The sequence below is a fragment of the Bifidobacterium aesculapii genome, from assembly GCF_001417815.1.
Classification (GTDB): domain Bacteria; phylum Actinomycetota; class Actinomycetes; order Actinomycetales; family Bifidobacteriaceae; genus Bifidobacterium; species Bifidobacterium aesculapii.
In genome coordinates, this window is the sequence record NZ_BCFK01000023.1 from 72463 (window position 1) to 96965 (window position 24503).

Below are 24503 nucleotides of genomic sequence, written 5' to 3' on the forward strand. Positions count from 1 at the left end.
AAGTTAGTGAAAGTGGTTACCGGTTCCGTTGTTCGTCGTTGTTGCGGGCGCCTTCGACGGCGTTCCTTGCGCAATGGGGACACAGGCCGTAGATCTCCAGCTCGTGGGCGACGTTGACGTAGTGCAGTTTGGTTGCCGCCTGTTCGATCCACTGTTCCAGCCCGGGAATCTCGATCTCTATGGTCTTTCCGCAGTTCCGGCACATGATGTGGTGGTGGTGACGATGGTCGACGCAGGCGCGGTAGAGGGTTTCGCCGTTGAGATGGATGACGTCGAGTTTGCCTTGGCCGGCCATCATCTGCAGATTCCGGTATGCGGTGGTGGTGCCGATGCGTGTGCCGCGGTTGCGCAGGATGTCGGTGATCTCCTGGGCGGTGGCGAAGCGCGACAACTCCGACAGTGTCTGTTCGATCAGCATGCGCGGTCTGGTGATGCGGGGGTTGGGCGACTGCGCCGCGCGCTCGTCGCGCTGTTGCCGGTCATGATCGGTCACTGTATTCCCCTCCTATCCCCTTGGATAATGATAGTGGTTATCGTTTAGAAGGCAAGTCCGATGTCGGTGTTGGGAATCCGTGGGGTCCGTGGGAATCCGCGAATCAGGTGTCGCGATTGTGCCGGTCCGGCGTCCGGTGCCGCCATATCGGTAGGTTGACACGACATGATGAGGCGCCCCGATCGGTGGGGGTGTGTAACCGATCGGGGCGTGTGGATGAATCGGTGTCAATTCAGAGCGGTCGGTTCAGAATTGACACCGCAGGTTTTCTCAGCTCAGTGCGCCAGGATCTCGGTGGCGATTTCCTCGCCGCTCATGGACGCCGGGTAGTAGGTGGGCCAGTTGTCCATCTCCTTCAGGGTCTCCTCCTGCGAGGAGTCGCCCCTGAAGATGTGGAAGTGGGCGGACTTGCCCGGCGCGATGCCGTGGTCGGAGAACTGCACGACCTTTGGGGCGCCCTCGGGCACGTCGCCGGTGGCGGTGAACAGGAACCGTACGCCGCGGTTGCCCTTCGCGTAGTCGAGGATCCTGAATCCGTCGTACTTGTAGGTGGCGGCGACGGTCTTGCCGCCGCGGGTGAAGCTCATCCGGTCGCCCTTGATGGAGATCTTCTCCACGTCGGTCTTGTATCCGGTGTCGTAGTACTGCTTGTACTCCTCGGCGGTCATGTCGCCCTTCTTGGCCTTCGCCTCCATCACTGCGTCGAGCGTGCCGTCCTTGAGGAACGGGTACACCGACTGCCATTCGCCCTCGTAGTCGGACAGGGTGCGGTCCTTGACGTCCTGCGTGAGGAAGAAGCCGTTCGTGGTGTCGGTCGCCAGCGCCTGCTTGGCGATCAGGGTGAGCCATCCCAGCAGCGTCTTCTGATTCTCGGGCAGCTGCTCGGTGGCGGAGATGATCGTCTTGTTGCTCTTGACCGCGGCCTCGTTGAGCTTCTTGGCGAAGCCGTCCATCTCCTGCGGATTGACGACGAGGATGTCCACGTCGTTGCCGGCCACGGTGTCCATTGCGCTCTTCAGATCGGCCGCGGAGGGCTCGGCCTCGCTGTTCATCGCGTTGGTGTAGGTTTCGGGGGTCTTGTCGGTCGCGCCGATGTAGTCCAGCAGATAGCTGATGATCGACTCGGTCGCCACGTAGTCGCGCTCGACGCCCGTGGCACGGCCCTTGTTCACCAACGCGACGAAGTCGGCGTATTCGCCGTTCCACTCGTTGAAGTGGCGCTGCACGGTGGCGGCGGTCTTCGAGTTCTCTCCGGCTTCTGCGATGTAGGCGTCGTTGATCGCCTCGGCGGCCTTGAGCACCGCCTCGGGGCTGAACCACACGTGGGGGTTCGTGGAGCCGTGGTGGTGATGACCTTCCTCGCCTTCGCCACCCTCCTCGTGCTCGTGGGAGTGCTCCTCGGTCGCGGTGATGCCCATGAGGTCGCCCACGTTCACGATGCGCTGCCTGTCCTTGTCCAGCTGCGCCTTCTCGGCCCAGCCGTCGTATCCGGCGCCGTTGAGCACCACTACGTCGGCCTTGGCGAGCTTGGCCAGATCGGCGGCGGTCGCCTCGTAGTCGTGCGGGTCGGCGGAGGTCGAGTTGATCAGCGAGGTGACCTCCGCGCAGGAGCCGCCGAGCTGCTGGGCGAGCGACCCCCACTGGTTCACCGAGGCGACCACGGTGAACGTGGTGTCGCAGGAGTCCTTGGCGCCGGTCGAGGTGTTTGCCGCGCTACCGGCGGCATCCCCCGGAGCTGAGTCGTTCGGCCGCAGGAACGCCACGGCTCCCGCGATGAGCCCGGCGAGCAACGCGCCGACGATGAACGCGACGATGACGTTGACCGTGCCGTTGCGGCGTGCGGTCCCGTCGGATGGCCGGGGTGGTGTTCGTTTGGGTGTTGTGGTTTATCTGGGTGTTGGGGTTGGTCTGGTGGTTGGTGTCGGGGCCGGGCTGACTGGTGTTCTGATCGGTCATGTCGGTCCTTCTTTCTACTTGATTCTCTGATTTCTCTGGTTCTCTGATTGGCGTTGTGGCAGAAACCGCGTGGACGGGGTCTTGCTCCCTACGGCTTCACGTATCCCTTTCGCACGGCGGCGGCCAGATTCTGAGGGACTCGGACGACTTCGCCTTCCGGTGTGGTGACCGTGGCCAACTGCGGGACTGTCGCCTTCCACTGGGATCGGCGCGTGCGCGTGTTGGCGCGTGATGTCCTTACCTTCGGCAATGCCATCAGCCCTGCCTCGCTTTCCACCGGGGGTTCTTCTTGTTGATGACGTACAGATGCCCGCGTCTGCGCACGATGACGGAGCCGTCCTTGCGTGCCAGCGAGCGGATCGATGCCTTGACCTTCATATGTGTTCCTATCGGATTGGTGGTTGGGTTGGCGATGGATGCGGCTATTTCCGCCCGTATCGCGCGTTGAATTTCTGCACCTGTCCAGCCGTGTCGAGCACGACGTTCCTGCCGGTGTAGAACGGATGGCTGTAGCTGGAGACCTCCACGTTCACCAGCGGATAGGTGTTGCCGTCCTCCCATTCGATGGTGGGCAGGCTTGCCGCCTTGGCCGCCAGCGTGGAGCGGGTGAGGAAATACTTGTCGGCGGAGCGGTCGTGGAAGACCACGTGGTCGTATATGGGATGGATTCCCTGTTTCATGTCGTATCCTTCGTTGTCGTGTTCGTTGCTGTGTTGTCGTATCCGAAGCTGACGTACGAGATCGCGCTCGCGGTCGTACGGCGGATCACCAGCTGGATTTGACGACGCCGGGCAGTTCTCCCTTGTGCGCCTTTTCGCGCAGGTTGATGCGGGACAGCCCGAACTTGCAGTTGAATCCTCGGGGTCGGCCGTCGATGGAGTCGCGGTTGCGCAGTCTGGTGGGGCTGGCGTCGCGCGGCAGGGCGTGCAGCTTGCGCATCGCCTCGGTGCGTTCCTCGTCCGTCAGATGCGGGTCGACGCTGTTGTGCTTGTACTGTGCGCGGCGTTCGGCGTAGCGGGCGACCATGCGTTCGCGTTGCAGTTGTCGGTTGATTTTGCTGGTTTTGGCCATTGGTGGCTCCTCTGAAATGAGTGGATTCATTTCTTAGGCAGATTTCTCGCTACTTAGGCACCTCGCCGCCGCGTCGTGCTCGGCCGATGCCTGTATTCGTGTGGTTTTATTGATGCGTTCCACGGCGGATGTGCCTAGGAAACGCAGAACCTGCCTAGGAAACGACGGCATGGGGGACGGGAGGCGGGATGGGCTTCTAACGAGATTCCCGGAAGATGACACGCCTGCGCACCACCGGGTCGAACTTCAGCAGTTCGAGTCGGTCCGGGGTGTTGCGTCGGTTCTTGCGGGTGGTGTAGGTGAAGCCGGTCCCTGCCGTGGACTTAAGGGTGATGACCGGTCTGATTTCCGATGATTTGCTGGACATGGATGTCGCTTTCGTTGGTGTGATTCTGTGGACGTGATCGTCGGTTGTTTACCGATCGCGGGTTCAGCGTCCGTGTGATGCGCGTCGTTCGATGCGCGCCAGGGCCGCCTCGATGCCGATGCGGTCCACGGTCCTGATTCCCTTGGCGCTGAGCGTCAGTTTGATCCAGCGGCCTTGCGAGGGGATCCAATACCGCTTGGATTGGAGGTTCGGGCTGAAGGTTCTGCGGGTTTTCCTATGCGAATGGGACACGGTGTTGCCTGTGGAGGCATGCGTGCCCAGCAGTTGGCATTGTTTGGGCATGTCCACGAGTGTAACATAATGAGAATCATTATCAACAAACGTGTGTCGTGAAAGGAACAAGCACATGATTCATCCGTCATTGGGATATGGGGAAGAGACTGCGGGAAGCGGCGGGAAGGGCGTGCCGGTGGTGCTGCTCACCGGCGCCGACAGACTGAGTCTCGACTCCGCGGTCTTCTCCCTGGTCGACTCGCATCCGTCGGTCTGCTCCGTCGTCTACGACGTGCGCCCGGACGAAACGGCCGAAGCGGGGATCTCCATCGTGCGCAACATCTCGCGCGCGGGCGCATGCGGCGTCCGGGTCGGCGAGTCGGAGACGCTGCCCGTAGACGACTGCTGCCTGTCATGCTCGGTCAAGCGTGACGCTGGACGCGCGCTTGAACGGCTGCATGACCGCGCCGACGCCTTCCTGATCGTCCTGCCCGTCGGCATGGAGGCGGTGCCGGCGATGCAGTATCTTGAGGACTCCTTCCGTCTGGGTGCGTGGGGCGAGGCGATGCGCATCGCCGCCATCGCCGATGTCGTCGGATTGGATGAATTCGAGGAACGGTTCTTCGACGACGATCGCCTGTGCATGTACGGCGTGGGGGAGGAGGGCGTCTTCGACGTCCGTTCCACGGGCGCCGTGGTCGCTCGTCTGATTCATGAGGCCTCGCACGTCCTGCAGCTTCCCGTGGTCGGCGCCGGCTGTCTGACGCGGCACGTCGATGCGGTCGGCGAGTGCCGCTGCCGCGAGATCGTCCGTGCGGTGGCGTCTCGCGATGCCGTGGTGCATGAGGACGCGCATGACGTGTCGTTCGACGATCTGACGGTGAGGTCGGTGGATGTCGTCGGACTGGGCTGACGATATGCCCCCGTGCGGGACACGCCGATTCTTAACGCAAACGATAATAATTCTCAATACGTGTTATGCTGTCGTGTCGGTGACCGGTTGAAGACGGGCCGAACGGCCCGACCACGAACCGGCCGGTCGAAACAGAAGCCATTGCCGATGCCGATGCGGATGCAATGGTGGTAGAGAGGAAACACATCATGTCCGTTATGTCCAAAGCCAAGCGCGCGCTCGCGCTCGTCGCCGCGTCCGCCGCGCTGTTCTCCATGGCGGCCTGCGGCTCCGGATCGTCCACGTCCGACGATTCCGCCGCGTCCGGCGCCGCGGGCGGCAAGATCGAGGTCGTCGCCTCGATTAACCAGTGGGGTTCGGTCGCCCGCGACCTCGGTGGCGACCACGTCGAAGTCACGAACATCATGACCAAAACCAACGTGGAGGCGCACGACTACGAGCCCACCGCGCAGGACGTCGCCAAGTTCGGCTCCGCCAAGGTGGCCGTCGTCAACGGCGCCGACTACGACCCGTGGGCGTCCAAGGCAGCTGGATCCACCAAGGCCGAGGTGGTGGACGCCGCCGAGACCGCGGGCATCGAGGAAGGCGACAACCCGCACGTGTGGTTCTCCGCCAAGGTGCGCACCGCGACCGCCGACGCGATCACCGCCGCCTACCAGAAGGCCGATCCGGACCATAAAGACGAGTACGCCGATCTCAACAAGCAGTGGCACGAGAAGGAGGACGCGCTCGAAAGCAAGATCAAGGAGACCTCGGCCAAGACCAAGGGTCTGCCGTACGCGGCCACCGAGTCCGTCGCCTGGTACCTCGCCGACGACCTCGGCATGAAGGACGCCACGCCCGCCGGCTACGCGCAGGCCTCCGCCAACGAGAGCGAGCCCACCGCCGCCGACATCAAGGCGTTCCAGGACGCGCTCAAGGACGGCAAGTCCATCAAGACGCTGGTCCTGAACACCCAGGAGACGAACTCCACCACTGACCAGATCGCCTCCGCCGCCAAGGAGGGCGACGTGCCGGTCGTGGAACTCACCGAGCAGATGCCCAAGGAGTACGATGATCTGCTCGACTGGATGGGCGCGCTCGTCGACGATTTCGCCGACGCGGCCAAGTAGACCGCTGCTCGCGGATAGGGGGAGATGCCGCAGCAGAATATCAGGGGAAGGCCCTATATGATTCAGGGTGCCTCGGGGTGAACCGAGGCACCCTTTGCGTTAGGGTGATTGGTTAGGGAATCGTGTGGAATCCGTTGCCTACATGGTTTCCTCAAGGTTAACGGAAGACAATATCCCTCTGGATAACAGGTGAACCGTGCCGTGGGAACGGTCGGCGGCAGGGCCGGGACGACGGCGCCGCCGAAGCGCGCAACGGCATGGACGAGACGGATAGACGAACGGGAAACCGAACGCATGGGTGAAGCAAGCAGTATGAAGCAGGATTCGCACGTCATGGAAGGACGTGGAACCGCCATCGCGCGGAATACCGCAGACATGTCCGCAGCCACGGACACCGATATGACCGGCGACGCTACGGGCAGGACGAACAAGGCCGCCGCATCCGCCGAGACCTCGAAAGAAGGCCGCCGCATCCGCCCGCGGCCGTTCCCCGGCTGGCTGTACGCCGTCCTGTTCGTCGTGTTCGACATCGTCGCCGTGGCGGTGCTCGAGGTCGGCGTGAGCCTTGGCGCCTCGTCGCGCGTCACCCTGTCCAGCCCGGAGGTCGGCTGGGATTTCGTCGGCAAGATGTTCGACGACCACAATTTCGTGTTCGTGCTCAACCTGCTGCTCGTCGGCGTGCTCTACCTCGCGCTGCTCATGATCTTCAACCGCTTATGGATCGCCACGCCGGTGCTGGTCGCGGCGGCGATCGTCGTCGCCGTCATCGAGCATTTCAAGATCTCGATCAGATACGAGGCCGTGCTGCCTTCCGACCTCAACTTCCTCAAGGCGGACGCCGGCAACCTCATGGGATTCATGCCGGCCGGCGCGCATTGGACGATCCTCGCCGCGATCGGCGTGTTCGCCGTGTTCGTGGCGCTGTTCGTGTTCCTCGACCACATCGACGCCCGCCACGGCCGCCTGTTCCGCGGTACGGGCCGTCAGTCCAAGTCGATCGACGCGATCGCCCGGCTGCTGCTCGTGCTCATCCCCGGCCTGTTCTTCGGCCTGTACGCCATGCAGGTGAGCACCGTCGGCTCGTGGGCGAAGAACCTCGCCACCGTGATGGGCGACAAGCCCTCGATGTGGGATTCCGTCTACGACGCGCAGCGCAACGGCCCGCTCGTCGCGTTCATGCGACAGGTCAATCCCAAGGTGATGGACAAGCCCTCGGACTATTCCGAGGAGACGATGCAGCAGGTCGCCGCGCGCTACGACAAGGCCGCCGCCACGATCAACGCCTCCCGCAAGTCCGACCTCACCGATTCGACCGTCATCTACGTGCTGTCCGAATCCTTCTCCGACACCTCGCGCGTGCCGGGCCTCAAGGTCAACAAGGATTCGATGCCCAAGATCCGCAAGATCAAGCAGAACACCACCTCCGGCCTCATGCTTTCGTCCGGCTACGGCGGCGGCACCGCGAACCTCGAGTACATGGGACTGACCGGCCTGTCGATGGCCAACTTCGACTCGTCCCTCACCAGCCCCTACCAGCAGCTCGTGCCCGGCGAGCACTGGACGCCCACCATCAACCAGATGTGGGGCGCCGCGAAGAACTCCATCGGCCTGCACCCGTACGAATCCTCCATGTACTCGCGCGCCACCAACTACAAGAAGTTCGGTTTCTCCCACTTCTACACGCTCACCGGTCCGGACGTCATCGCCCATCAGGACAAGATCGACGACAGCCCGTACGTCTCCGACGCCGCCACCTACCAGAGCACGCTGGAGGAGGTCGAGAAGAGCGACTCCAACCAGTTCCTGCAGGTCATCACCATGCAGAACCACATGCCCTACCATCAGTGGTACAAGGACAACGACTTCACCGCCGAATCCACCACCGGCGCGCCGCTCGGCAAGGACGAGCAGGAGTCCATCGAAACCTACCAGAAGGGCGAATCCATCACCGACGAGGCCACCGCCGACTTCCTCGACAAACTGGACAAGCTCGACAAGCCGATCACCGTCGTCTTCTACGGCGACCACCTGCCCGGCATCTACGCCTCCGCCAGCGAGGACGACGACAACTCGCTCGCCCTGCACCTGACCGACTACTTCATCTGGTCGAACAAGGCCTCCGCGTCGCAAGGCACGAAGATCGACAACGCCGACTACTCCTCGCCGAACTTCTTCGTCGCCCAGGCGGCCGAACACATGGACGCGAAGGTCTCGCCCTACCTTGCGTTCCTCACGCTCATGCACCAGCGGATCTCCGCCATGGAACCGCCCGTCGTCAACAAGATCCAAGGCTGGGACCGCATCCCCGAAGGCCAGGCGATCTACCTCGACAACGCCGGCAAGCCCATGGCCGAAAGCGACTTCGACGAGGAGACCCGCCAGCTGCTTGCCGACTACAAGCTCATCCAATACGACATCACCGATGGGCGCAACTATCTGAAGAACACCGATTTCATGGACCTGCCGTAAGGAGCGACATGACCAACGCGAGCATCACGGCCGGCACGCACGGGCCTTCCGGCGGCCACACCCCCGCAACGTCGTCCGTCACCGGCGCAACCGGCATCGGTGCAACCGGCGCATCCGGCATCGCCCGGTCGACGTTCGACGTGCTGAAAGCCGCCTACACGTCCGGCCGCACACGCCCGCTCGCATGGCGACGCGCCCAACTCGACGCCCTGTGCCGCATGCTCGTCGAACGCCGCGACGAGCTCACCGAAGCGGTGCGCGTCGACCTCGGCAAACCCGCCGCGGAAACCACGCTCATGGAGCTCGATCTCATCGCCTCCGAAGCGCGGTTTGTGCGCGACCATATGCGCCGCTGGTCCTCACGCCGCCCAGTCGCGATGCCCGCGGCCCTCCAGCCCGCATTCGGCTGGACGATGGCCGAACCGAAGGGCGTCGTCCTCATCATCGCACCATGGAACTATCCGCTGCTGCTCGCGCTCGAGCCATTGGCCGACGCGCTTGCCGCCGGCAACGCGGTCTGCATCAAACCATCCGAACTCGCGCCGCGCACGTCCGCGCTGCTCGCGCGCCTGATCCCCCGATATCTTGACGGGAGCGCCGTCGCCGTGGTCGAAGGCGGCGCGGACGCGACCGGCGAACTCCTCGCCGAACCGTTCGACCACATCTTCTACACGGGGGGCGAACGGGTCGGGCGCATCGTCATGCGCGCCGCAGCCGAACATCTGACGCCGGTCACGCTGGAACTCGGCGGCAAATCGCCCGTGTTCGTCGACGGCACCTGCGACCTCGCCGCCACCGCCAGACGCATCGCATGGGGACGGTTCACGAACGCCGGACAGACATGCGTGGCGCCCGACTACGTGCTCGCCACGCCGGACGTCGCCGAAGCGCTCGCCCGTCGCATCGCGCTCGCCGTCACCGAATTCTTCGGCGAGGACCCGCGCCGCTCGCCCGACTACGGGCGCATCGTCGACGCGCGGCACGTCGAGCGGCTGAGCCGGCTGCTTCCGGGCGGCGCCGTGCCGCCCGAAGCGCCGGTCTCGCCGCTGGTCAAGGCCGCGTCCGTGTTCGGCGCGGCGGTGGAGATGGTAGGGCGTCGTTTCGGCGCGCACACGGCGCCGGAACGCGGCGCGGAACATGACGCCGCCACGGTGGGACGTGGCGTGCGCGCGGAACGGTCGCGGCGCGCGGAACCGCAGTCGGACGGCATCGTCCGTGTGCCGGGTGTGACCGATCCCGCAGGCCGCGTGGTGTGCGGCGGCGATATTGACCGCACCGCGCGCTACATCGCGCCGACCGTGCTGTTCGGCACGATGCCGGACGCGCTGGTGATGGGGGAGGAGATCTTCGGGCCGATTCTGCCTGTACTGGTGGTCGCGGACGCCGCATCCGCGGTCCGTTTCATCAACGCGCGCCCGCGCCCGCTTGCCGCGTACGTGTTCTCACGGGACCGTGCCGTATGCCGCATGTTCGAGACTCGCACGACTTCGGGCGCGCTCGGTTTCGGTCTGCCGCTCGGGCACCTGCTGTCCGCGCGGCTGCCGTTCGGCGGCGTCGGCGCGTCCGGCATGGGCGCCTACCACGGCAAGGCAGGGTTCCTCACGTTCAGTCACGTCAAGAGCGTGACGGTCAAACCGTCATGGCCGGATACGCTGCGTCTCGTCTACCCGCCGTATGACGCGATGACGCAACGCGTTGTCGCGGCGTTGTCGCGCATGGTCTGACGCGTCGCGCGTCCATGCGTCCCGGCTGAATCGTCGGTGACGCCGATCGCCGGCGATATGCGATATATGACGAGGCGGCCCCTCCGGGCGAATCGGAGGGACCGCCTCGTCATTGGCGTCATAGGGACTTCCAGCTTCCTGAATGCGGGATGATGTGTGCGGTAGCAAGGCGCGGAAGGCGAAGTCGCCGAACCGTATAGAGGACAGCCCTGTGGGCTGTCCTCAGGTGAGGGGAGCGGCTATGCCGCGACGGTTGCGCGTAGCGCAACAGGTACGTCGAGTCTTCCGCAACGCAGCTAACGCTCCATCATCACGCATTCAGGGCTTTGAAGCCGATGTCGTGGCGGTAGAACATGCCGTCGGTGTCGAGCGCGTCGATGATCGCGTAGACCTTGTCCTGCGCGTCCTTGATGGTCGGCGCGGACGTTTCGACGAACAGGACGCGCCCGGAGGACGCGACGAGCTTGCCGTCGGTGTCATGCGCGACGCCCGCGTAGTAGACGTGGCTGTCGGCGTCCACGCTGATGGCGGGGATCTTCGCGCCCTTGACGACGTTCGTCGGGTAGCCGTCGGAGGCGAGGACGACGCCGAGCGTGGCGTTCTGTTCGTCCCACGTGAATTCCGGAGTGCCGCCGTCGAGGATCGCGCTGATGCCGGCCGCCAGGTCGGAGGTGAGCTTCGGCAGGACGACCTCGGTCTCCGGATCGCCGAAACGCGCGTTGAATTCGATGACCTTCGGGCCGTCGGCGGTGGCGATGAGGCCCGCGTAGAGGATGCCGGTGAACGGCGTGCCTTCCTCGGCCATGGCTTCGACGGTGGGTCGCACGATCGATTCGATGGCCTCGTCGACGACCGACTGCGGGATCTGCGGCACCGGGCTGTAGGCGCCCATGCCGCCCGTGTTCGGGCCCAGGTCGCCGTCGTAGGCGCGCTTGTGGTCCTGCGAGATCGGCATGGGCCAGAACTCGGTGCCGTTGACGAAGCTCATCAGGGAGAATTCCTGGCCTTCGAGGAACTCCTCGATGACGACCTTCGCGCCGGCGTTGCCGAAGCGGTGGTCGACGAAGATGTCGTCGAGCGCGGCGACGGCGGTCTCCTCGTCCATGGCGACGGTGACGCCCTTGCCGGCGGCCAGACCGTCGGCCTTGACGACGATCGGCGCGCCGTGCTCGCGCACGTAGGTGACGGCCGGCTCGAGCGCGTCGAAGGTCGCGTAGGCGGCGGTGGGGATGCCGTGGCGTTCCATGAGCTGCTTGGCGAAGTCCTTCGAGCCTTCGATCTGGGCTGCGGCCTTGCGCGGGCCGAACGCCTTGAGTCCGGCGGCGGCGAAATCGTCGACGACGCCTTCGATGAGCGGCACTTCCGGGCCGACGAACGCCCAGTCGTAGCCGTTGTCCTTCATGAACGCGATGAGCGCGGCATGATTCGACTCGTCGATCTGCGTGGTGCAGATGCCGTCGAGCTCCATGCCCGGATTGCCGGGGGCGACGGTCACCTCCTCGACGCTGCCGCCGCGCTGGAGCGCGTGGGCGATGGCGTGCTCGCGTGCGCCGGAACCGATGACCAGAACCTTCTGTCCCATGTGATGTCCTTTCCAATGGGATGAGGCTCCTTCCGTCGGGGAGGAACCTCATCCTGTGTCATATGTCTAACGTGTCCTTAGCTGTCTGCGTCCGATCGGCGTCCGATGCGCGTCACAGACCCTTGTGCAGCTGCACGCGGGTGCCGTCGACGTCCTTGACGATCCTGCCGACGGTGGTGTGCTTCTCGCCTTCCGCGTCGAGCAGACGCTCGACTTCGGCGACCTTGCCCGGTTCGACGATGAGCACCATGCCGATGCCCATGTTGAAGATGTTGTACATCTCCAGCTCGTCGACATTGCCGAGGTTTTGGAGCAGGCGGAAGATCGGCGGGACGTCCCAGCTGGTGATGTCGAACGCGGCGGCCAGACCCTCGGGGATGATGCGCGGCACCTTCTCGACGAACGCGCCGCCGGTGATGTGCGCCACGCCGTGCAGCAGGTCGTCGCCGGCGAACAGGGGCTTGAGCGGCTTCGCGTAGATGCGGGTGGGCTTGAGGATCTCCTCGCCGAGGGTCTCGCCGCCCAGCTCCTCGGGCTTGGAATCGACGGTCAGATCATGGTCCTTGAACAGGACCTTGCGCACCAGCGAATAGCCGTTGGAGTGGATGCCGGAGGACGGCAGGCCGATGAGCACGTCGCCTTCGGCGATCTTCGTGCCGTCGATGATCTTCGACTTCTCGACCACGCCGACGGTGAAGCCGGCCAGATCGTATTCGTCGGCGTCGTACATGTCGGGCATTTCGGCGGTCTCGCCGCCGACCAGCGCCGCGCCGGCGTCGACGCAGCCGTCGGCCACGCCCTTGACGACCTGCTCGAGCAGGGCCGGATCGTTCTTGCCGCAGGCGATGTAGTCGAGGAAGAACAGCGGTTCGGCGCCTTGGGCGAGGATGTCGTTGACGCACATGGCCACGCAGTCCTGGCCGATGGTGTCGTGCTTGTTCATCATCTTCGCGACCATGAGCTTGGTGCCCACGCCGTCGGTGCCGGAGACGAGCACCGGCTCCTTGTAGCCGAGGGAGGAGAGGTCGAACAGGCCGCCGAAGCCGCCGATGCCGCCGGCGCCGGGGCGGGCGGTGCGCGCCACATGCGACTTGATGCGGTTGACGACTTCGTAGCCGGCTTCGACGCTCACGCCGGCGTTCTCATATGCTTTGGGCATGTTGGTATGGTGCCTTTCTTGGGGCTCGGTTGGGTTGGATGGGAAGTGTGGTGTGCGGTGGGGCCGGTGGGCCGATATGGTCGGTGCGGTCGGCGCGCTCAGGCGCCCGCCGCTGCCGGTCCGTCGGGCTGCACGGTGTACTCGTTGCCGACGTACTTGCTCTTGTACAGCGCGAACTCGGGCAGACGCACGCGGTCCTCGGGGGTGAGGGACTTGAGGAAGGCCTCCTCGTAGTCGTCGAGCGCGGTCGGGTAGTCGCCGTTGAAGTAGGCGACGCACAGGCCGCCGTACGGCGCGTCCGCGCCCAGGCCGATCGACTCGACCAGACCGTCGAGCGACAGGTAGGCGAGGGAGTCGGCGCCGATGTACTCGCGGATCTCCTCGACGGACTTCTTCGCGGCGATGAGCTCCTTGGTGGTGGAGATGTCGATGCCGTAGAAGCACGGGTATTTGAGCGGCGGGGAGCTGATGCGCATGTGGACCTCGGCGGCGCCGGCTTCGCGCAGCAGCTGGACGATGCGCTTCGACGTGGTGCCGCGCACGATGGAATCGTCGATGACGACGACGCGCTTGCCCTTGACGACGCCGCGCACGGCGGACAGCTTCATGCGCACGCCCTGCTCGCGCAGTTCCTGCGTCGGCTGGATGAACGTACGAGCCACGTACTGGTTCTTGATCAGGCCCATCTCGTTGGGCAGGCCGGCGGCCTCGGCGTAGCCGGACGCCGCCGACAGGGAGGAGTTCGGCACGCCGATCACCATGTCCGCGTCGACGCCGGCTTCGGCGGCGAGACGCGCGCCCATGCGCTTGCGCGCCGAGTGGACGTTGACGCCGTAGATGTCGGAATCGGGGCGGGCGAAGTAGATGAACTCCATCGAGCAGATCGCCAGCTGCGTGTTGTTCGTGTACTGCACGATGCGGTAGCCGTGCTCGTTGACGACGACGATCTCGCCCGGGCGGATGTTGCGCACGAGTTCCGCGCCCACCACGTCGAGCGCGCAGGTCTCCGAGGCGAGCACGTAGGCTCCGTTCTTCATCTTGCCGAGGGAGAGCGGGCGGAAGCCGTTCGGGTCGAGGGCGCCGATCATCGCGTTCTCGGTCATCAGCAGGTAGGCGAAGCCGCCGTGGACGGTGTTGAGCGCCTCCTTGAGCTTGTCCATGAAGGTGCGCTGCAGGGAGCGGCGGATGAGGTGCATGAGCACCTCGGTGTCGGAGTTGGAGTGGAAGATCGCGCCTTCGTCCTCGAGCTTGCGGCGCAGGGATGGGCAGTTGGTGAGGTTGCCGTTGTGGCACAGGGCCACGTCGCCGTCGTGGAAGCGGAAGATGAACGGCTGGATGTTGTCCGTGGTGCCGGAACCGGCGGTCGCGTAGCGCACGTGGCCGATCGCGCGGTCGCCCTTGAGGCGTTCGATCTCGCGCTCGTCGCCGAAGACCTGGGTCAGCAGACCCAGTCCACGGTGACCGATGAGGTGGCCGTGGTCGTTCGAGACGATGCCGGCGCCCTCCTGGCCGCGGTGCTGCAGCGCGTGCAATCCGAAATAGGTGAGTCGAGCGGCGTCTGGGTGTCCCCACACGCCGAAGATGCCACATTCCTCATGAATGTCTTCGAGTTCAGCCGACAAGCCAAAGCTCCTTCTCAAACTGGGGGGTTCACTAAACGTTAACCCTACCAATCGCCGGCTACATCAGCGTGGTGGAATGGATAAACCGGTGCCCCGCAGAGATTGCGGGGCACCGGTGTCCTGGGGATGTCGACTTGGGGATGTCAGTTCCAGACTCGAACTTGTACCACGTCGACGGTTCCGGACAGTCGACTCCATGTCCAGGGGCCTTTTTTGGCGGTGGTGATGTATCGACCGTTTTGGGAATATCGGATTTGGCCTCCGCTGATTGCCAAGGTGCGCCATTGCCCGACACCGCCCCAACGCCCGGCTCGGATGCCGGAGTTTTTGAAGCCGGCGACATCCGCGCCGCCTGGGGTCATGAGGCACAGGGTGAAGGTGTCGCAGTAGCTTTGGTAATCGGTATAGGGAGCCTCTTCTTCCTTGTGCAGGGTCACCTTCGTGACGTTCCCGGTTTCGACATCCTCCCACACGTCCTTCGGGGTGCTTGACAGCAGGAAATCATTGAGCTCCTGCTCGGTGTGGATGTTGAGTGATGCTTCGACCTGGGTGGGGCCGACCTGGATGAATGCGGAGTCTGTGCCTGAGGGTTGGGTGGGTTCCGCGGCCGTCGCGGGCGCCGGCAACAGCAACGCGAGCATGCCGAGGATGGCGACCGCGATGTGTCGGAGAGTTGTTTTCATGGCGTTTCTCCTTTGCTGAGTTGTCTGGTCATTCACCGTTGATCATGTGCCGACGGTGAATTCGGGAATCCATTACAGAGGATGCGAAGGGGAATGGGCAAATCTTTGTAGTGCATACTCCTACATGGGAGAGGGATCGGGACGCCTGATTTCATCCGTGTAGGGCAGATATGCGGTGATGCTCCAAATGGGGGAGTCCTCGTCACGGACCGTGCATGTTCCGCCTGCACGTCTCAAAGCCGCATCATAGTATCGGATGCCATGACCGGTGGACGAATGCCGCTGAATCGGTTGTTTCGCGCAGTCGGACAACGAAAGCCTTACCGCATCATCGTCCGCGGACAGGATGAAGGTATATCCGCTCTCGGGATTCGCGTATTTGGCTACATTGGCGAACAGTTCCCGGATGAAATCCGTCAGTAGACGTTCGGTGACGTCGGACATGATTCGGTTCGTGGACTCCGGGAGCAACACGATTCCCTTGATGTGCAGCTTTACGAGTCTTGATTGTTCCTCATCGATAACCATGCGCATACGGCGAAGCCATTGTCGGTTGTGATGTGATGGCGAGGGGGCCGGACGATCGGGAGACGGCGCGACGGCAGTCGATGGTGCGTGTAATGACCCGCCGTCGGTGGTTTGCCCGGAATCCATTTCTTCGATGAGCTTGTGGGTGTCGGTGATGGTCTGTGCGAGTATTTCCCGCAGGACCATGATTTCCTCGTCCGGATTGTTTGTGTCGTGGTTCGGGTCCAGATAGGCATCGATGTGCATCATCGCATAAGAGAGCCTGTTGGCTATGGAATCGTGCAGTCGATGCGCCGCGGCTTCTCGTGTGTGGGCTTCTCGAAGTCTGAACATCGTCTGCATGCCTTGCTCCCGCCAGTGCAGTGAGTAGCCTATGACGCAGGCGAATGCGTGGACCGCTACCATAAGCGTGATGTTGGAAAGTGAGAGGAGATGCAATCGTCCGCTGGCATATGCTGTGCATAGGTCGATGGTCACAGTGCATACGGTCGCGAGAATGCCCTGTGTGAGATTCCTGTAGGAGAGGACTCCGACGGCCAGGTACATCGGCAGTGAGAACACTCCGGCGAACAGTACGGGGATGGGCATGAGCAAATATGCGATTGCACTTGCCAGGATTGTTCCCCATGCGCCGAACCGGGGATATGGAGCCATGAGGAGTAGCGCGCCGACTACTGCCGCCGTGACCAGCACTTGGATGGGTGCGGTGTCGTGGGCAAGCAGATGGGCTTCATCGTTGATGAGGAATCCGCATATCGTTATTGATATGATTGCTGTCCACCGGTGGTTGATGGAATGGATCGTCCGCGTGAAATGACACATGTGTGATGCCTTTTAGTTGAGTAGCTGATATCGGGAGCAGATTCTCAGTGCCTCATATCTGTCCTTTGCTCCGAGTTTTCGCATAGCGCGTGAGATATGGGTGGAAACGGTTCTCGGATTCATGTCGAGCAGATCGGCGACTTCCTGCGTCGAATAATGCCTGTCGTATAATCTGAGAATCGCTGTTTCCGCTGCGGAGAGTTTTCCGATGGTGCCCGCACTGGATGGTGATACGAATCGGTGTGCTGTTTGGGCGTCCAGGAACGGGCCGTTCTGGTCGATCGGCAACCCGTGGGCGGCTAGGGGAATCGCTTTTATGAGATCCGCGATGATGGTGTGGTTCTTGTCGAGCAGACCTTGGGCGCCGGCGCGTGCCAAGGCTTTTTCATAATGCTTCGTCGTGTATGAGGTGATGCCGATAATGCCTATGGTCGAATTGTGTCGTCTGATCTCCTCGCAGAGTCGCACTCCCGATATGAGGTCGAGGACGATGTCGGTCACGACGACTTGGGGGATGTCCATGCCGAACAGTGTCCGCTGGATTGCGTTCCCGGAGTTTTTCTCGGCCCAGACGACGTTGATGCCATGGCTGCGTAATGCCATGCGGAGCCACTGCAGCACACAGTCGTCGTTGTCCACCAGTCCGACGCGAATCGGAGTTTGCCCGGTGTGATGCGTGTTTCGGTTCGGAGTCGCTGAGCACATCCTTTCATGCTAATCACCGGGTATGCGCGAGGTGCTTCCGTGTAAGTATTTTGACTACAATACGGCGCGCTCTCGGCCGGTCGGTCGAACAGATGTTCGACTATCTGGTATGGTGGTGGGGACACGTGGAACGAGCGCGCGAAAGGAAGTGATGGCGATGTCGATGGCGATGAACGGCAAGGTCGGGTCGGGCGCCGCTCCGCGCGGGCGTGTCTACCTCGCCATTGACCTCAAATCCTTCTATGCGTCGGTGGAATGCCATGAGCGCGGTCTCGATCCGTTGACGACGAATCTGGTGGTGGCCGACGAGACCCGTACCGACAAGACCATCTGTCTGGCGGTCTCGCCCTCGCTCAAGGCGTACGGCATCCCCGGCCGTCCCCGGCTGTTCGAGGCCAAGGAGCGGTTGCGTCGGGTGAACGCCGAGCGTGCGCTCGCCGCGCCCGGTCGGCGTCTCGTGGGGGAGTCGTGCGATGCGCGTGACCTCGCCGCCGCTCCCAGGCTCAAAGCGTCGATGATCATCGCCCCGCCGCGCATGGCCCGGTATCTGGAGGTCAGTGGGAGCATCTACGGCATCTATCTGAGGTACGCGGCACCCGAGCACATCCACGTGTACTCGATCGACGAGGTGTTCATCGACGCCACGCCCTATTTGAGGGCGTTGGGCATGACCGCGCACGAGATGGCCATGACCATCGTGCGTGACATCCTCGCGGAGACGGGCATCACCGCCACCGCCGGCATCGGCACGAACCTGTATCTGGCGAAGATCGCGATGGACATCGTCGCCAAGCACATGCCCGCAGACGCCGATGGCGTGCGCGTCGCCGAACTCGACGAGGCGTCGTACCGGCGCCTGCTGTGGGACCACCGTCCGCTCACCGATTTCTGGCGGGTGGGGCGTGGGTATGCGCGCAGGTTGGAGAAGGCCGGTCTGATGACGATGGGCGACATCGCCCGATGCTCGGTGGGGCGCGCCTCCGACTACTACAACGAGGAGCTGCTCTACCGCATGTTCGGGGTCAACGCGGAGCTGCTCATCGATCATGCGTGGGGGTGGGAGCCGTGCACCATCGCGGACATCGCATCGTATGAGCCTGACGCGCACAGCGCCAGCATCGGCCAGGTGCTCACCGGGCCGGCCGATTGGGCCACCGCGCGCCTCATCGCCAAGGAGATGGCCAATGCGCTCGCCCTCGACCTGGTCGACAAGGGCGTACTGACGAATCGGCTCACCTTGGCGGTGGGGTATGACATCGGCAGTCTCGACGCTTCCAGACTTGACGATTGCGCGGATCCGTCGATGCGCCGGCTGGCGCGCCGCGCCGCGCAGGAGTACCACGGGCCGGTGGCCGTCGACCATTACGGGCGGCAGGTCCCCAAACCGGCGGTCGGGTCCATCGGGTTGGGGGAGTACACGTCGTCCTCGGCGCGGATACGAGAAGCGATGACGATGCTGTTCGAGCGCATCGTGGATTCGCGTCTGCTGGCGAGACGTCTGACCGTCATCGCGGACGATCTCGCCACGGCCGACGAGCTGGCCGCCGGCAAACGCTACGAGCAGCTCGACCTGTTTGCCGGACTGGAGGAAGGAGAAGGCTCTGCGGGAGACGGTGCGGGTGACGACGCCGCGGGGCATGGTGGAAACCGTGGATCGGCGAACGGTGCGTCGGCATCCGGTCCGTCCTCGCCCGCCGTGGCCGAATCGGAGTCGGCGCGTCCCGATCGCAGCGGGGATGTGCAGCGTACGTTGCTTGACATCAAACGCAAATACGGTCGCAACGCCGTCATCAAGGCGATGGACATGGAACCCGGCGCCACCGGCATAGCCCGCAACAACCAGATTGGGGGACACCACCGTTAAGCAGACAACCCTGTGGGTTGTCTGTAGGTGGTGTGCGAGCCGTGAGGCGAGCTGATGTAACGCGGGCGTAGCCCGTCCGCTGTTGCGGGCCGGCGCCGTTAAGCAGACAACCCTGTGGGTTGTCTGTAGGTGGTGTGCGAGCCGTGAGACGAGCCGGTGTATGCGGGCGTGGCCCGTCCGTGTGTACGAAAGGAATGTGGTATGGCATTGCATGAGACCCACCGTTACGATGACATCATCGATCTGCCGCATCACGTGTCGCGGCGGCATCCGCCGATGTCGCGGCACAAGCGTGCCGCGCAGTTCATGCCGTTCGCCGCGCTCACCGGCTACGATCAGGTCATCGAGGAGACCGCACGCCATGTCGAGGAGGCCGTCCGCAAGGCGGACAACCAGTATGACCATGATTTCGGCGCGTGAACGCGCGTACGTGACGGGTCAGCCCACGTGACGCTCGTCAGCTGCGTGACCCAGCTTCCCAGCGTGATCTCGCTGATCTTCAGTCCGGACTTGCCTACGTTGCGGTACTTCATTGATGCTCCTTCGTTTGCAGCTCCTACGGTTCGACGTTCCGCGCGCCAATCGCGTGTCGCCATCACAATCGGCCGTGAACGCTAACACATTCTGAAACACCTCAACCGCACTTGAACGCAAACCCGCGCCCCGCTGCCGCGCGTGTCGCAAGGCGCCGTTAGGCAACACAGCATAAAAACTATCTATATATTGATAATTCTGCTTCTAGCAACTAAAAATTGCTAATATATTGGTATGTTTACTTTGTTGGATGAAGTCATGCCGGGTGATGTGTCGGCCGGCATCGCACGTCGTATGGTCGAACGTCGTAAGGAACACGGCATGTCCCAAACGGCGTTGGCCTCCAAGTCGGGCGTCAGTCTTTCGTCGCTCAGACGGTTCGAGCAATCACATGAGATCTCATTGACGTCGTTGATCAACATCGCCTTCGCGTTAGGGTGCGAGGGTGATTTCGAGGGGCTGTTCGCGCACCCGTATTACAGGGACATCGACGCCGTCGTCGCCGCACGTGGCGATGACGGTAAGGTCGGCGGGAAGGTCGGCGGGAAAGGCGGAAAGCGCAGTGATAATGTCTCGCAATGAACTGGGGAATCTGGACGCGACCGTAGATCGTGTGCGTGTGATCTATGACGGCGTGACCGTGGGATGGCTCACGATCGCTCCATCCCGCACCTTGGCATTCGCCTACGACCATGATTGGCTGACTGCCGGATTCAGCATCAGTCCTCTGTCGTTGCCGCTGCGATCCGGCGTGTTCGTGGCCAAGCGTGATCCGCTCAACGGCATGTTCGGGGTGTTCGACGACAGCATGCCGGATGGTTGGGGAAGATTGCTGACCGATCGCATGCTACGGAAACGAGGTATTGATCCGTTCTCGGTCGGCCCGTTGACCCGATTGTCGATCGTGGGAGCCGGCGGCATGGGAGCGCTTGAATACGAGCCGGCCGCATCGATGAATGACAGCGTATTCCCAACGGATCTGGACGACATAGCAGCGGAATGCGCCCGCCTGCTGGAAACGGATTTTGTGGACGATCTGGACACGCTGTTCGCCCTTGGAGGTTCGTCCGGAGGTGCGCGTCCCAAGATCCTGACGGAAATCGATGGCGAGGAATGGATCATCAAATTCCCGTCCTCCGTGGATCCGCCGAATATCGGCGAACGGGAATACATGATCTCCCGACTGGCGGCCGCATGCGGCATTGACATGCCGGAGACACGGCTGTTCCCATCGAAGCAATGCGCCGGGTATTTCGGTACTCGGCGGTTCGACCGGGTGAACGGGCCGAACCGCTCACGAACGAAGATTCATATGGTTTCGGCCGGAGGATTGTTGGAGACCTCTCATCGTCTTGCCAACCTCGATTACGGTCTGCTGATGCGGCTGACCATGCGTCTGTGCGACAGCGCGGAGGACTGCGAACGTCTTTACAGGCTGATGTGCTTCAACGTGTTCATCGGCAACCGGGATGATCACGCCAAGAACTTCTCATATCTGTATGACCGGGGCAAAGGGGAGTGGCACCTGTCTCCCGGCTACGATCTGACCGAAAACCCCGGAATCAACGGCGAACACACCACCGCCGTGAACGGCAAAGGACGGGGAATCACGATTGGTGATCTGACGATGGTCGGCACACGCGCCGGCATCGCCCGTGCACGTTGCGCCTCCATAGCCAAGGACATCCGTGAACGTGTGGCCGATGCGGGATTCATGGCAGGTATGGGGTGAACGCCTCACGGTAGACGGCGATGAGACGGTCGAGGCTCATCGAGGCGTTGGCCGGGCTGGTCGAGGGCAGCGGCGTCATCGGCACGTCGATGCCGCACGCAGTCAGTGTCGGCGCGATAAGACGACGGTACAGCTGCGCGGCCTTGGCGCCGGTCGTGACTATGCGCGCGATCGGCGCGGTGGCAAGGATCGGCGTCAGATTGTTCGGCACGGCGTTGCGGATGCTCGCGTCGGACGCACCCATGATGTCGCACGAGGCGATCACATCCCACAATGCGACGTGATGCCGCAGGGCGAACCCGCGCCGCGACTGCGGCGTATCGCCTGCGACATCCGTCGGATCGGACGGATCGGCGAATACCGCCTCCATCACAGGCCAGAACCGGTTGCGCGGATGCATGTAGTAGAACGACGCCTCACGCGATTTCGGGCTCGGCATCGACCCCAGCACCAGCACGCGCGACGTCATGTTCCACACCGGTCCGAACCCATGTTCCACATGTTTCACATGTTCCACATGATGTTCCACGCGGCTGTCCATATCCGTTCCGTCTTTCACAGACGCGCGAACACGGTCGGGGAACCGGAAGGAAGATCGGCGGCCCGTCTCGGCTCGCCGTCCGAAGCCAGACGGAAGACCGTCAGGTCGTTCGACACCTCGTTCGCCACGAGCAGGAGGTTTCCGATCGGCAGGATATGACGCGGACGGCTGCCGCCGCAGTCGAGGCCACGTCCATGCCAACTTGGCTCATCCTCCGGCGCGAGACGGGACAGACGTTCGCCGTTCCACCCCAACGCCACGATGCGCTCCGAACCGCGCAGACCCATATACGCGATGCCACGGGTGCTGTCGGCCATATCGTCATCGGCCATATCGTCATCGGCCGTAGCGTCATCGGAACCGTGACGAAGCGCGGTCCACGGCACGAACGCGAGCGACGCCGCCTGATCGAGATGATCGCCGCCGAGTCCCACGGTCTGGAGCACATGGATGCCGTCAGAGCCATCCGCATCGCTCGGCCCGTTCGGCGCCGGGCCGAGCAATGTCACGGTAGCCGACCACTCACCGACCACGGCCACGCGCCAGTCGGAGCCGTTCGCCGCAGCATCTGCCGCGCCCGGAACGGGCAGCAGATGCAGATCGCGCGGTCCGGTGCCGGGCATGAGCCGCACCTCGCCGACACGAACCAGACTTCCCGATTCCCAGCGATGCACATGAATGCGGTCCGCGCCCAGATCGGTGGACAGCACGCGCCCATCCGGAAGCGGCAGAATCCAGTGCGCATGCGGGCCCTCCTGCGCGGGAAGCGGGCCATGGCCCTCGCTCTCCAACACCTGTGCGGCCGCAAGCGCCGATCCGTCGGCCGCGATCGGATGCACGCACACATGACCATCGGCGTAGTTCGCCACGAGAAGATGCTCGCCGCCCAGATCGTCCACGACGACCGCCGCGTGGGTCGGGCTGGTGCCCGGCGTGTGGACTCGCGACAGCGGAATCAGACGCACGTCCCACCTGTCGCCGGCTTCGCCGGCATCGATACGGAACGCGGCGACCTCGTTCGTGTCCTCCAACACCGCGTACAGCGTATCGCCGTGGCGTGTGAGCCATGTGGGGGAGGGCACGTCGGCCAGCAGACCGTCCTTGCGCAGCGAGACGGATGCGTCGGACGCCCCGACGCCTTCCGGTGTCGTGTCGTCATTCGCGACATGCAACGTCACCCGTTCGATGCCGGGGCACGACGAACCGCGCAGCGCGCCGAAGCCGCCGACCAGCAGGATCGTCGCCTTCGTATTCCCCGTATCGGCAGGTCGGACATCGACCCCTGCTCCTCCATTCGCAATCTCCGATGCCATGCCGAACATGCCTCCTCATCACCGAGATCCCCATGCCGGGATCGTGAATCCTGTCCCGGCCCAATCTACTCCGCGAGCCGTTTCTTGCATCATGCGACGGAATTTTGGCAAAAGCCGCTATCATGGGCGTCCGTATAGGCATAGTTCAGACACCGGCGTCATGGACGTCACGAAAGGAAGACCGGGAATCATGGATGTAAGGATGGGAAGGACGCTGGCTGCGGCGTTGCTGTGCGGCGCGCTCACGATCGGAATGGGCGCGTGCGGGTCGTCGAACGGAACGAATGGGGCGAATGGGTCGAACACGGCGAACGATTCGTCGCAGAGCTCGCAGACGGATGGGAACGACGGTTCCGATTCCGGCTCTTCCGAAAGCGGCGATTCGACTGACGACGGCGCATCCGACGTGACCCCGACTCCCGCCGACCCCGCGACGGTCAACGGCACCTACGAGTTCTCCGATTTCGGCAAGGATTGCGTCAAGGACTGCAAAGTCACCGTCACCATCAAGGACGGCATGGTTTCGGCGGTCATGTCCGACAACTTCGGCGAATACCCGTACTGGTACGGCACCGTCGACGCCGACGCGCTCAAATCCACGGGCAAGTGGACCAGCAAGGCCGATGCCGACTCCGAACAGGGCAGGAAGGTCGCCAAATCGGAGTTCGGCTCCGATGAGACCACGAAGGAATTCGTCTACGACGGCATGGCCAAGAGCGTCGACTTTGACCTCAAACTCACCGTGAGCGTCCACCACGTCACGGCCAAGCGCATCGGCTGAACGGTCGCAGAAGACGTCGCCCATCGACGATGGGTCTAGTCGCGGTCGCGTCCCCTGCCGATACCGGCCAGAACCGGTTTCGCGGGTGCATGTAGTAGAACGCCGCCTCCCGTGATTTCGGACTCGGCATCGAACCCAGCCCAGTATGCGCGAACCGGCATCCCACACCGGTCCGAACCCATGTTCCACATGTAGCAATCCCAGTCCGCCCATACGGCCATATCGTAGCCGGTGATGGCAAATATTCACTTGGCGCGATTTTGGTGCGCAAAACAGCTGTTTTGCGCACCAAAATCGC

Annotated in this window: 25 protein-coding genes and 3 pseudogenes; 10 read left to right on the forward strand and 18 right to left on the reverse strand. The window is 63.2% G+C overall.

All coding sequences use genetic code 11. The annotated features are described in order from the left end of the window. Nucleotides 1–16: 16 nt before the first annotated feature. Both BFAL_RS03075 and BFAL_RS03080 read right to left on the reverse strand, forming a co-directional pair. Entirely contained in the window at nt 17–493 is a 477-nt protein-coding gene (locus BFAL_RS03075; RefSeq protein WP_055426963.1) for a Fur family transcriptional regulator, read from the reverse strand. Nucleotides 494–768: 275 nt separating this feature from the next. Continuing rightward, the gene (locus BFAL_RS03080) at nt 769–2256 is read right to left on the reverse strand and encodes a metal ABC transporter substrate-binding protein (protein ID WP_236691639.1); all 1488 of its coding nucleotides are present in this window, start codon (nt 2254–2256) and stop codon (nt 769–771) included. Nucleotides 2257–2293: 37 nt separating this feature from the next. Here BFAL_RS03080 and BFAL_RS10930 point away from each other — a divergent pair, with 37 nt between their 5' ends. Further along, entirely contained in the window at nt 2294–2479 is a 186-nt protein-coding gene (locus BFAL_RS10930; RefSeq protein WP_152973508.1) for a hypothetical protein, read from the forward strand. Between the two features lie 58 nt (nt 2480–2537). On the opposite strand, the gene rpmF is transcribed toward BFAL_RS10930, so the two are convergent. From rpmF to rpmB, 7 genes and pseudogenes are all read right to left on the reverse strand, one after another. Next, entirely contained in the window at nt 2538–2705 is a 168-nt protein-coding gene (gene rpmF / locus BFAL_RS10590; protein WP_082440318.1) for a 50S ribosomal protein L32, read from the reverse strand. Further along, a complete protein-coding gene (ykgO, locus tag BFAL_RS03085; RefSeq protein WP_043167076.1) occupies nt 2705–2827 on the reverse strand; it encodes a type B 50S ribosomal protein L36 in 123 nt (40 codons plus the stop codon). The genes rpmF and ykgO overlap by 1 nt, the downstream gene beginning before the upstream one ends. 44 nt (nt 2828–2871) lie before the next feature. Continuing rightward, on the reverse strand, nt 2872–3129 hold the full coding sequence (locus BFAL_RS03090; RefSeq protein WP_055426964.1) for a type B 50S ribosomal protein L31: 258 nt from the start codon (nt 3127–3129) through the stop codon (nt 2872–2874). A gap of 85 nt (nt 3130–3214) precedes the next feature. Further along, nucleotides 3215–3298: pseudogene (locus tag BFAL_RS11930) on the reverse strand (30S ribosomal protein S14); the annotation flags it as partial. Continuing rightward, nucleotides 3278–3550 (reverse strand): annotated as a pseudogene (rpsN, locus tag BFAL_RS03095) (30S ribosomal protein S14); the annotation flags it as partial. The pseudogenes rpsN and BFAL_RS11930, both read right to left, overlap by 21 nt. 166 nt (nt 3551–3716) lie before the next feature. Further along, nucleotides 3717–3887: a 50S ribosomal protein L33 gene (gene rpmG / locus BFAL_RS03100; RefSeq protein WP_055426966.1), complete on the reverse strand. Its 171-nt coding sequence runs from the start codon at nt 3885–3887 to the stop codon at nt 3717–3719. 63 nt (nt 3888–3950) lie between these two features. After that, nucleotides 3951–4256: a 50S ribosomal protein L28 gene (gene rpmB, locus BFAL_RS03105; RefSeq protein ID WP_370696053.1), complete on the reverse strand. Its 306-nt coding sequence runs from the start codon at nt 4254–4256 to the stop codon at nt 3951–3953. Between rpmB and BFAL_RS03110 the strand changes: the two genes are divergently transcribed. The 4 genes from BFAL_RS03110 to BFAL_RS03125 all read left to right on the forward strand — a co-directional run bounded on the left by BFAL_RS03110 (nt 4255) and on the right by BFAL_RS03125 (nt 10339). Next, nucleotides 4255–5034, forward strand: coding sequence for a hypothetical protein (locus BFAL_RS03110; RefSeq protein WP_055426967.1), 780 nt, complete (start codon nt 4255–4257; stop codon nt 5032–5034). The two genes, rpmB and BFAL_RS03110, sit on opposite strands and share 2 nt — an antisense overlap. Before the next feature lie 188 nt (nt 5035–5222). Continuing rightward, nucleotides 5223–6146, forward strand: coding sequence for a metal ABC transporter solute-binding protein, Zn/Mn family (locus BFAL_RS03115; protein ID WP_055426968.1), 924 nt, complete (start codon nt 5223–5225; stop codon nt 6144–6146). Nucleotides 6147–6458: 312 nt separating this feature from the next. Next, nucleotides 6459–8615: an LTA synthase family protein gene (locus BFAL_RS03120; protein WP_236691640.1), complete on the forward strand. Its 2157-nt coding sequence runs from the start codon at nt 6459–6461 to the stop codon at nt 8613–8615. Between the two features lie 119 nt (nt 8616–8734). Then, nucleotides 8735–10339 carry an aldehyde dehydrogenase family protein gene (locus tag BFAL_RS03125; RefSeq protein WP_055426993.1) on the forward strand — a complete coding sequence of 535 codons (1605 nt, stop codon included), beginning with the start codon at nt 8735–8737 and terminating at the stop codon, nt 10337–10339. A gap of 310 nt (nt 10340–10649) precedes the next feature. Here the strand turns inward: BFAL_RS03125 and purD are convergent, their stop codons facing one another. From purD to BFAL_RS03155, 6 genes are all read right to left on the reverse strand, one after another. After that, entirely contained in the window at nt 10650–11921 is a 1272-nt protein-coding gene (gene purD, locus BFAL_RS03130; RefSeq protein WP_055426969.1) for a phosphoribosylamine--glycine ligase, read from the reverse strand. A gap of 112 nt (nt 11922–12033) precedes the next feature. After that, nucleotides 12034–13080, reverse strand: coding sequence for a phosphoribosylformylglycinamidine cyclo-ligase (gene purM / locus BFAL_RS03135; RefSeq protein WP_055426970.1), 1047 nt, complete (start codon nt 13078–13080; stop codon nt 12034–12036). A 98-nt stretch (nt 13081–13178) separates the two neighbouring features. Continuing rightward, nucleotides 13179–14702, reverse strand: a complete 1524-nt coding sequence (purF, locus tag BFAL_RS03140) for an amidophosphoribosyltransferase (RefSeq protein WP_055426971.1) — start codon at nt 14700–14702, stop codon at nt 13179–13181. A gap of 143 nt (nt 14703–14845) precedes the next feature. Continuing rightward, on the reverse strand, nt 14846–15385 hold the full coding sequence (locus BFAL_RS03145; RefSeq protein ID WP_055426972.1) for a hypothetical protein: 540 nt from the start codon (nt 15383–15385) through the stop codon (nt 14846–14848). Nucleotides 15386–15505: 120 nt separating this feature from the next. Then, complete coding sequence (locus tag BFAL_RS03150) at nt 15506–16735, reverse strand: sensor histidine kinase (protein ID WP_055426973.1); 1230 nt, start codon at nt 16733–16735, stop codon at nt 15506–15508. 12 nt (nt 16736–16747) lie between these two features. After that, nucleotides 16748–17440, reverse strand: a complete 693-nt coding sequence (locus BFAL_RS03155; RefSeq protein WP_082440320.1) for a response regulator transcription factor — start codon at nt 17438–17440, stop codon at nt 16748–16750. 163 nt (nt 17441–17603) lie between these two features. On the opposite strand from BFAL_RS03155, the gene BFAL_RS03160 reads away from it, so the two are divergent. The 4 genes from BFAL_RS03160 (at nt 17604) to BFAL_RS03175 (ending at nt 21570) form a co-directional block, all read left to right on the forward strand. Continuing rightward, nucleotides 17604–19304 carry a Y-family DNA polymerase gene (locus tag BFAL_RS03160; protein ID WP_055426994.1) on the forward strand — a complete coding sequence of 567 codons (1701 nt, stop codon included), beginning with the start codon at nt 17604–17606 and terminating at the stop codon, nt 19302–19304. A gap of 201 nt (nt 19305–19505) precedes the next feature. After that, nucleotides 19506–19724 carry a hypothetical protein gene (locus BFAL_RS03165; RefSeq protein WP_055426975.1) on the forward strand — a complete coding sequence of 73 codons (219 nt, stop codon included), beginning with the start codon at nt 19506–19508 and terminating at the stop codon, nt 19722–19724. Between the two features lie 408 nt (nt 19725–20132). Beyond that, nucleotides 20133–20420, forward strand: coding sequence for a helix-turn-helix domain-containing protein (locus BFAL_RS03170; RefSeq protein ID WP_269082761.1), 288 nt, complete (start codon nt 20133–20135; stop codon nt 20418–20420). Then, on the forward strand, nt 20407–21570 hold the full coding sequence (locus tag BFAL_RS03175) for a type II toxin-antitoxin system HipA family toxin (protein WP_055426976.1): 1164 nt from the start codon (nt 20407–20409) through the stop codon (nt 21568–21570). The genes BFAL_RS03170 and BFAL_RS03175 overlap by 14 nt, the downstream gene beginning before the upstream one ends. On the opposite strand, the gene BFAL_RS03180 is transcribed toward BFAL_RS03175, so the two are convergent. Together BFAL_RS03180 and BFAL_RS03185 are read right to left on the reverse strand one after the other, a co-directional pair. Continuing rightward, the gene (locus BFAL_RS03180) at nt 21551–22111 is read right to left on the reverse strand and encodes a DNA-deoxyinosine glycosylase (protein WP_055426977.1); all 561 of its coding nucleotides are present in this window, start codon (nt 22109–22111) and stop codon (nt 21551–21553) included. The genes BFAL_RS03175 and BFAL_RS03180 overlap by 20 nt on opposite strands. 14 nt (nt 22112–22125) lie before the next feature. Then, a complete protein-coding gene (locus BFAL_RS03185) occupies nt 22126–23424 on the reverse strand; it encodes a lactonase family protein (RefSeq protein ID WP_082440328.1) in 1299 nt (432 codons plus the stop codon). Between the two features lie 202 nt (nt 23425–23626). Between BFAL_RS03185 and BFAL_RS03190 the strand changes: the two genes are divergently transcribed. Further along, on the forward strand, nt 23627–24205 hold the full coding sequence (locus BFAL_RS03190; protein WP_055426978.1) for a hypothetical protein: 579 nt from the start codon (nt 23627–23629) through the stop codon (nt 24203–24205). Between the two features lie 61 nt (nt 24206–24266). On the opposite strand, the pseudogene BFAL_RS11510 reads toward BFAL_RS03190, so the two are convergent. Next, nucleotides 24267–24418, reverse strand: a pseudogene (locus BFAL_RS11510) (DNA-deoxyinosine glycosylase); the annotation flags it as partial. Nucleotides 24419–24503 lie beyond the last annotated feature (85 nt).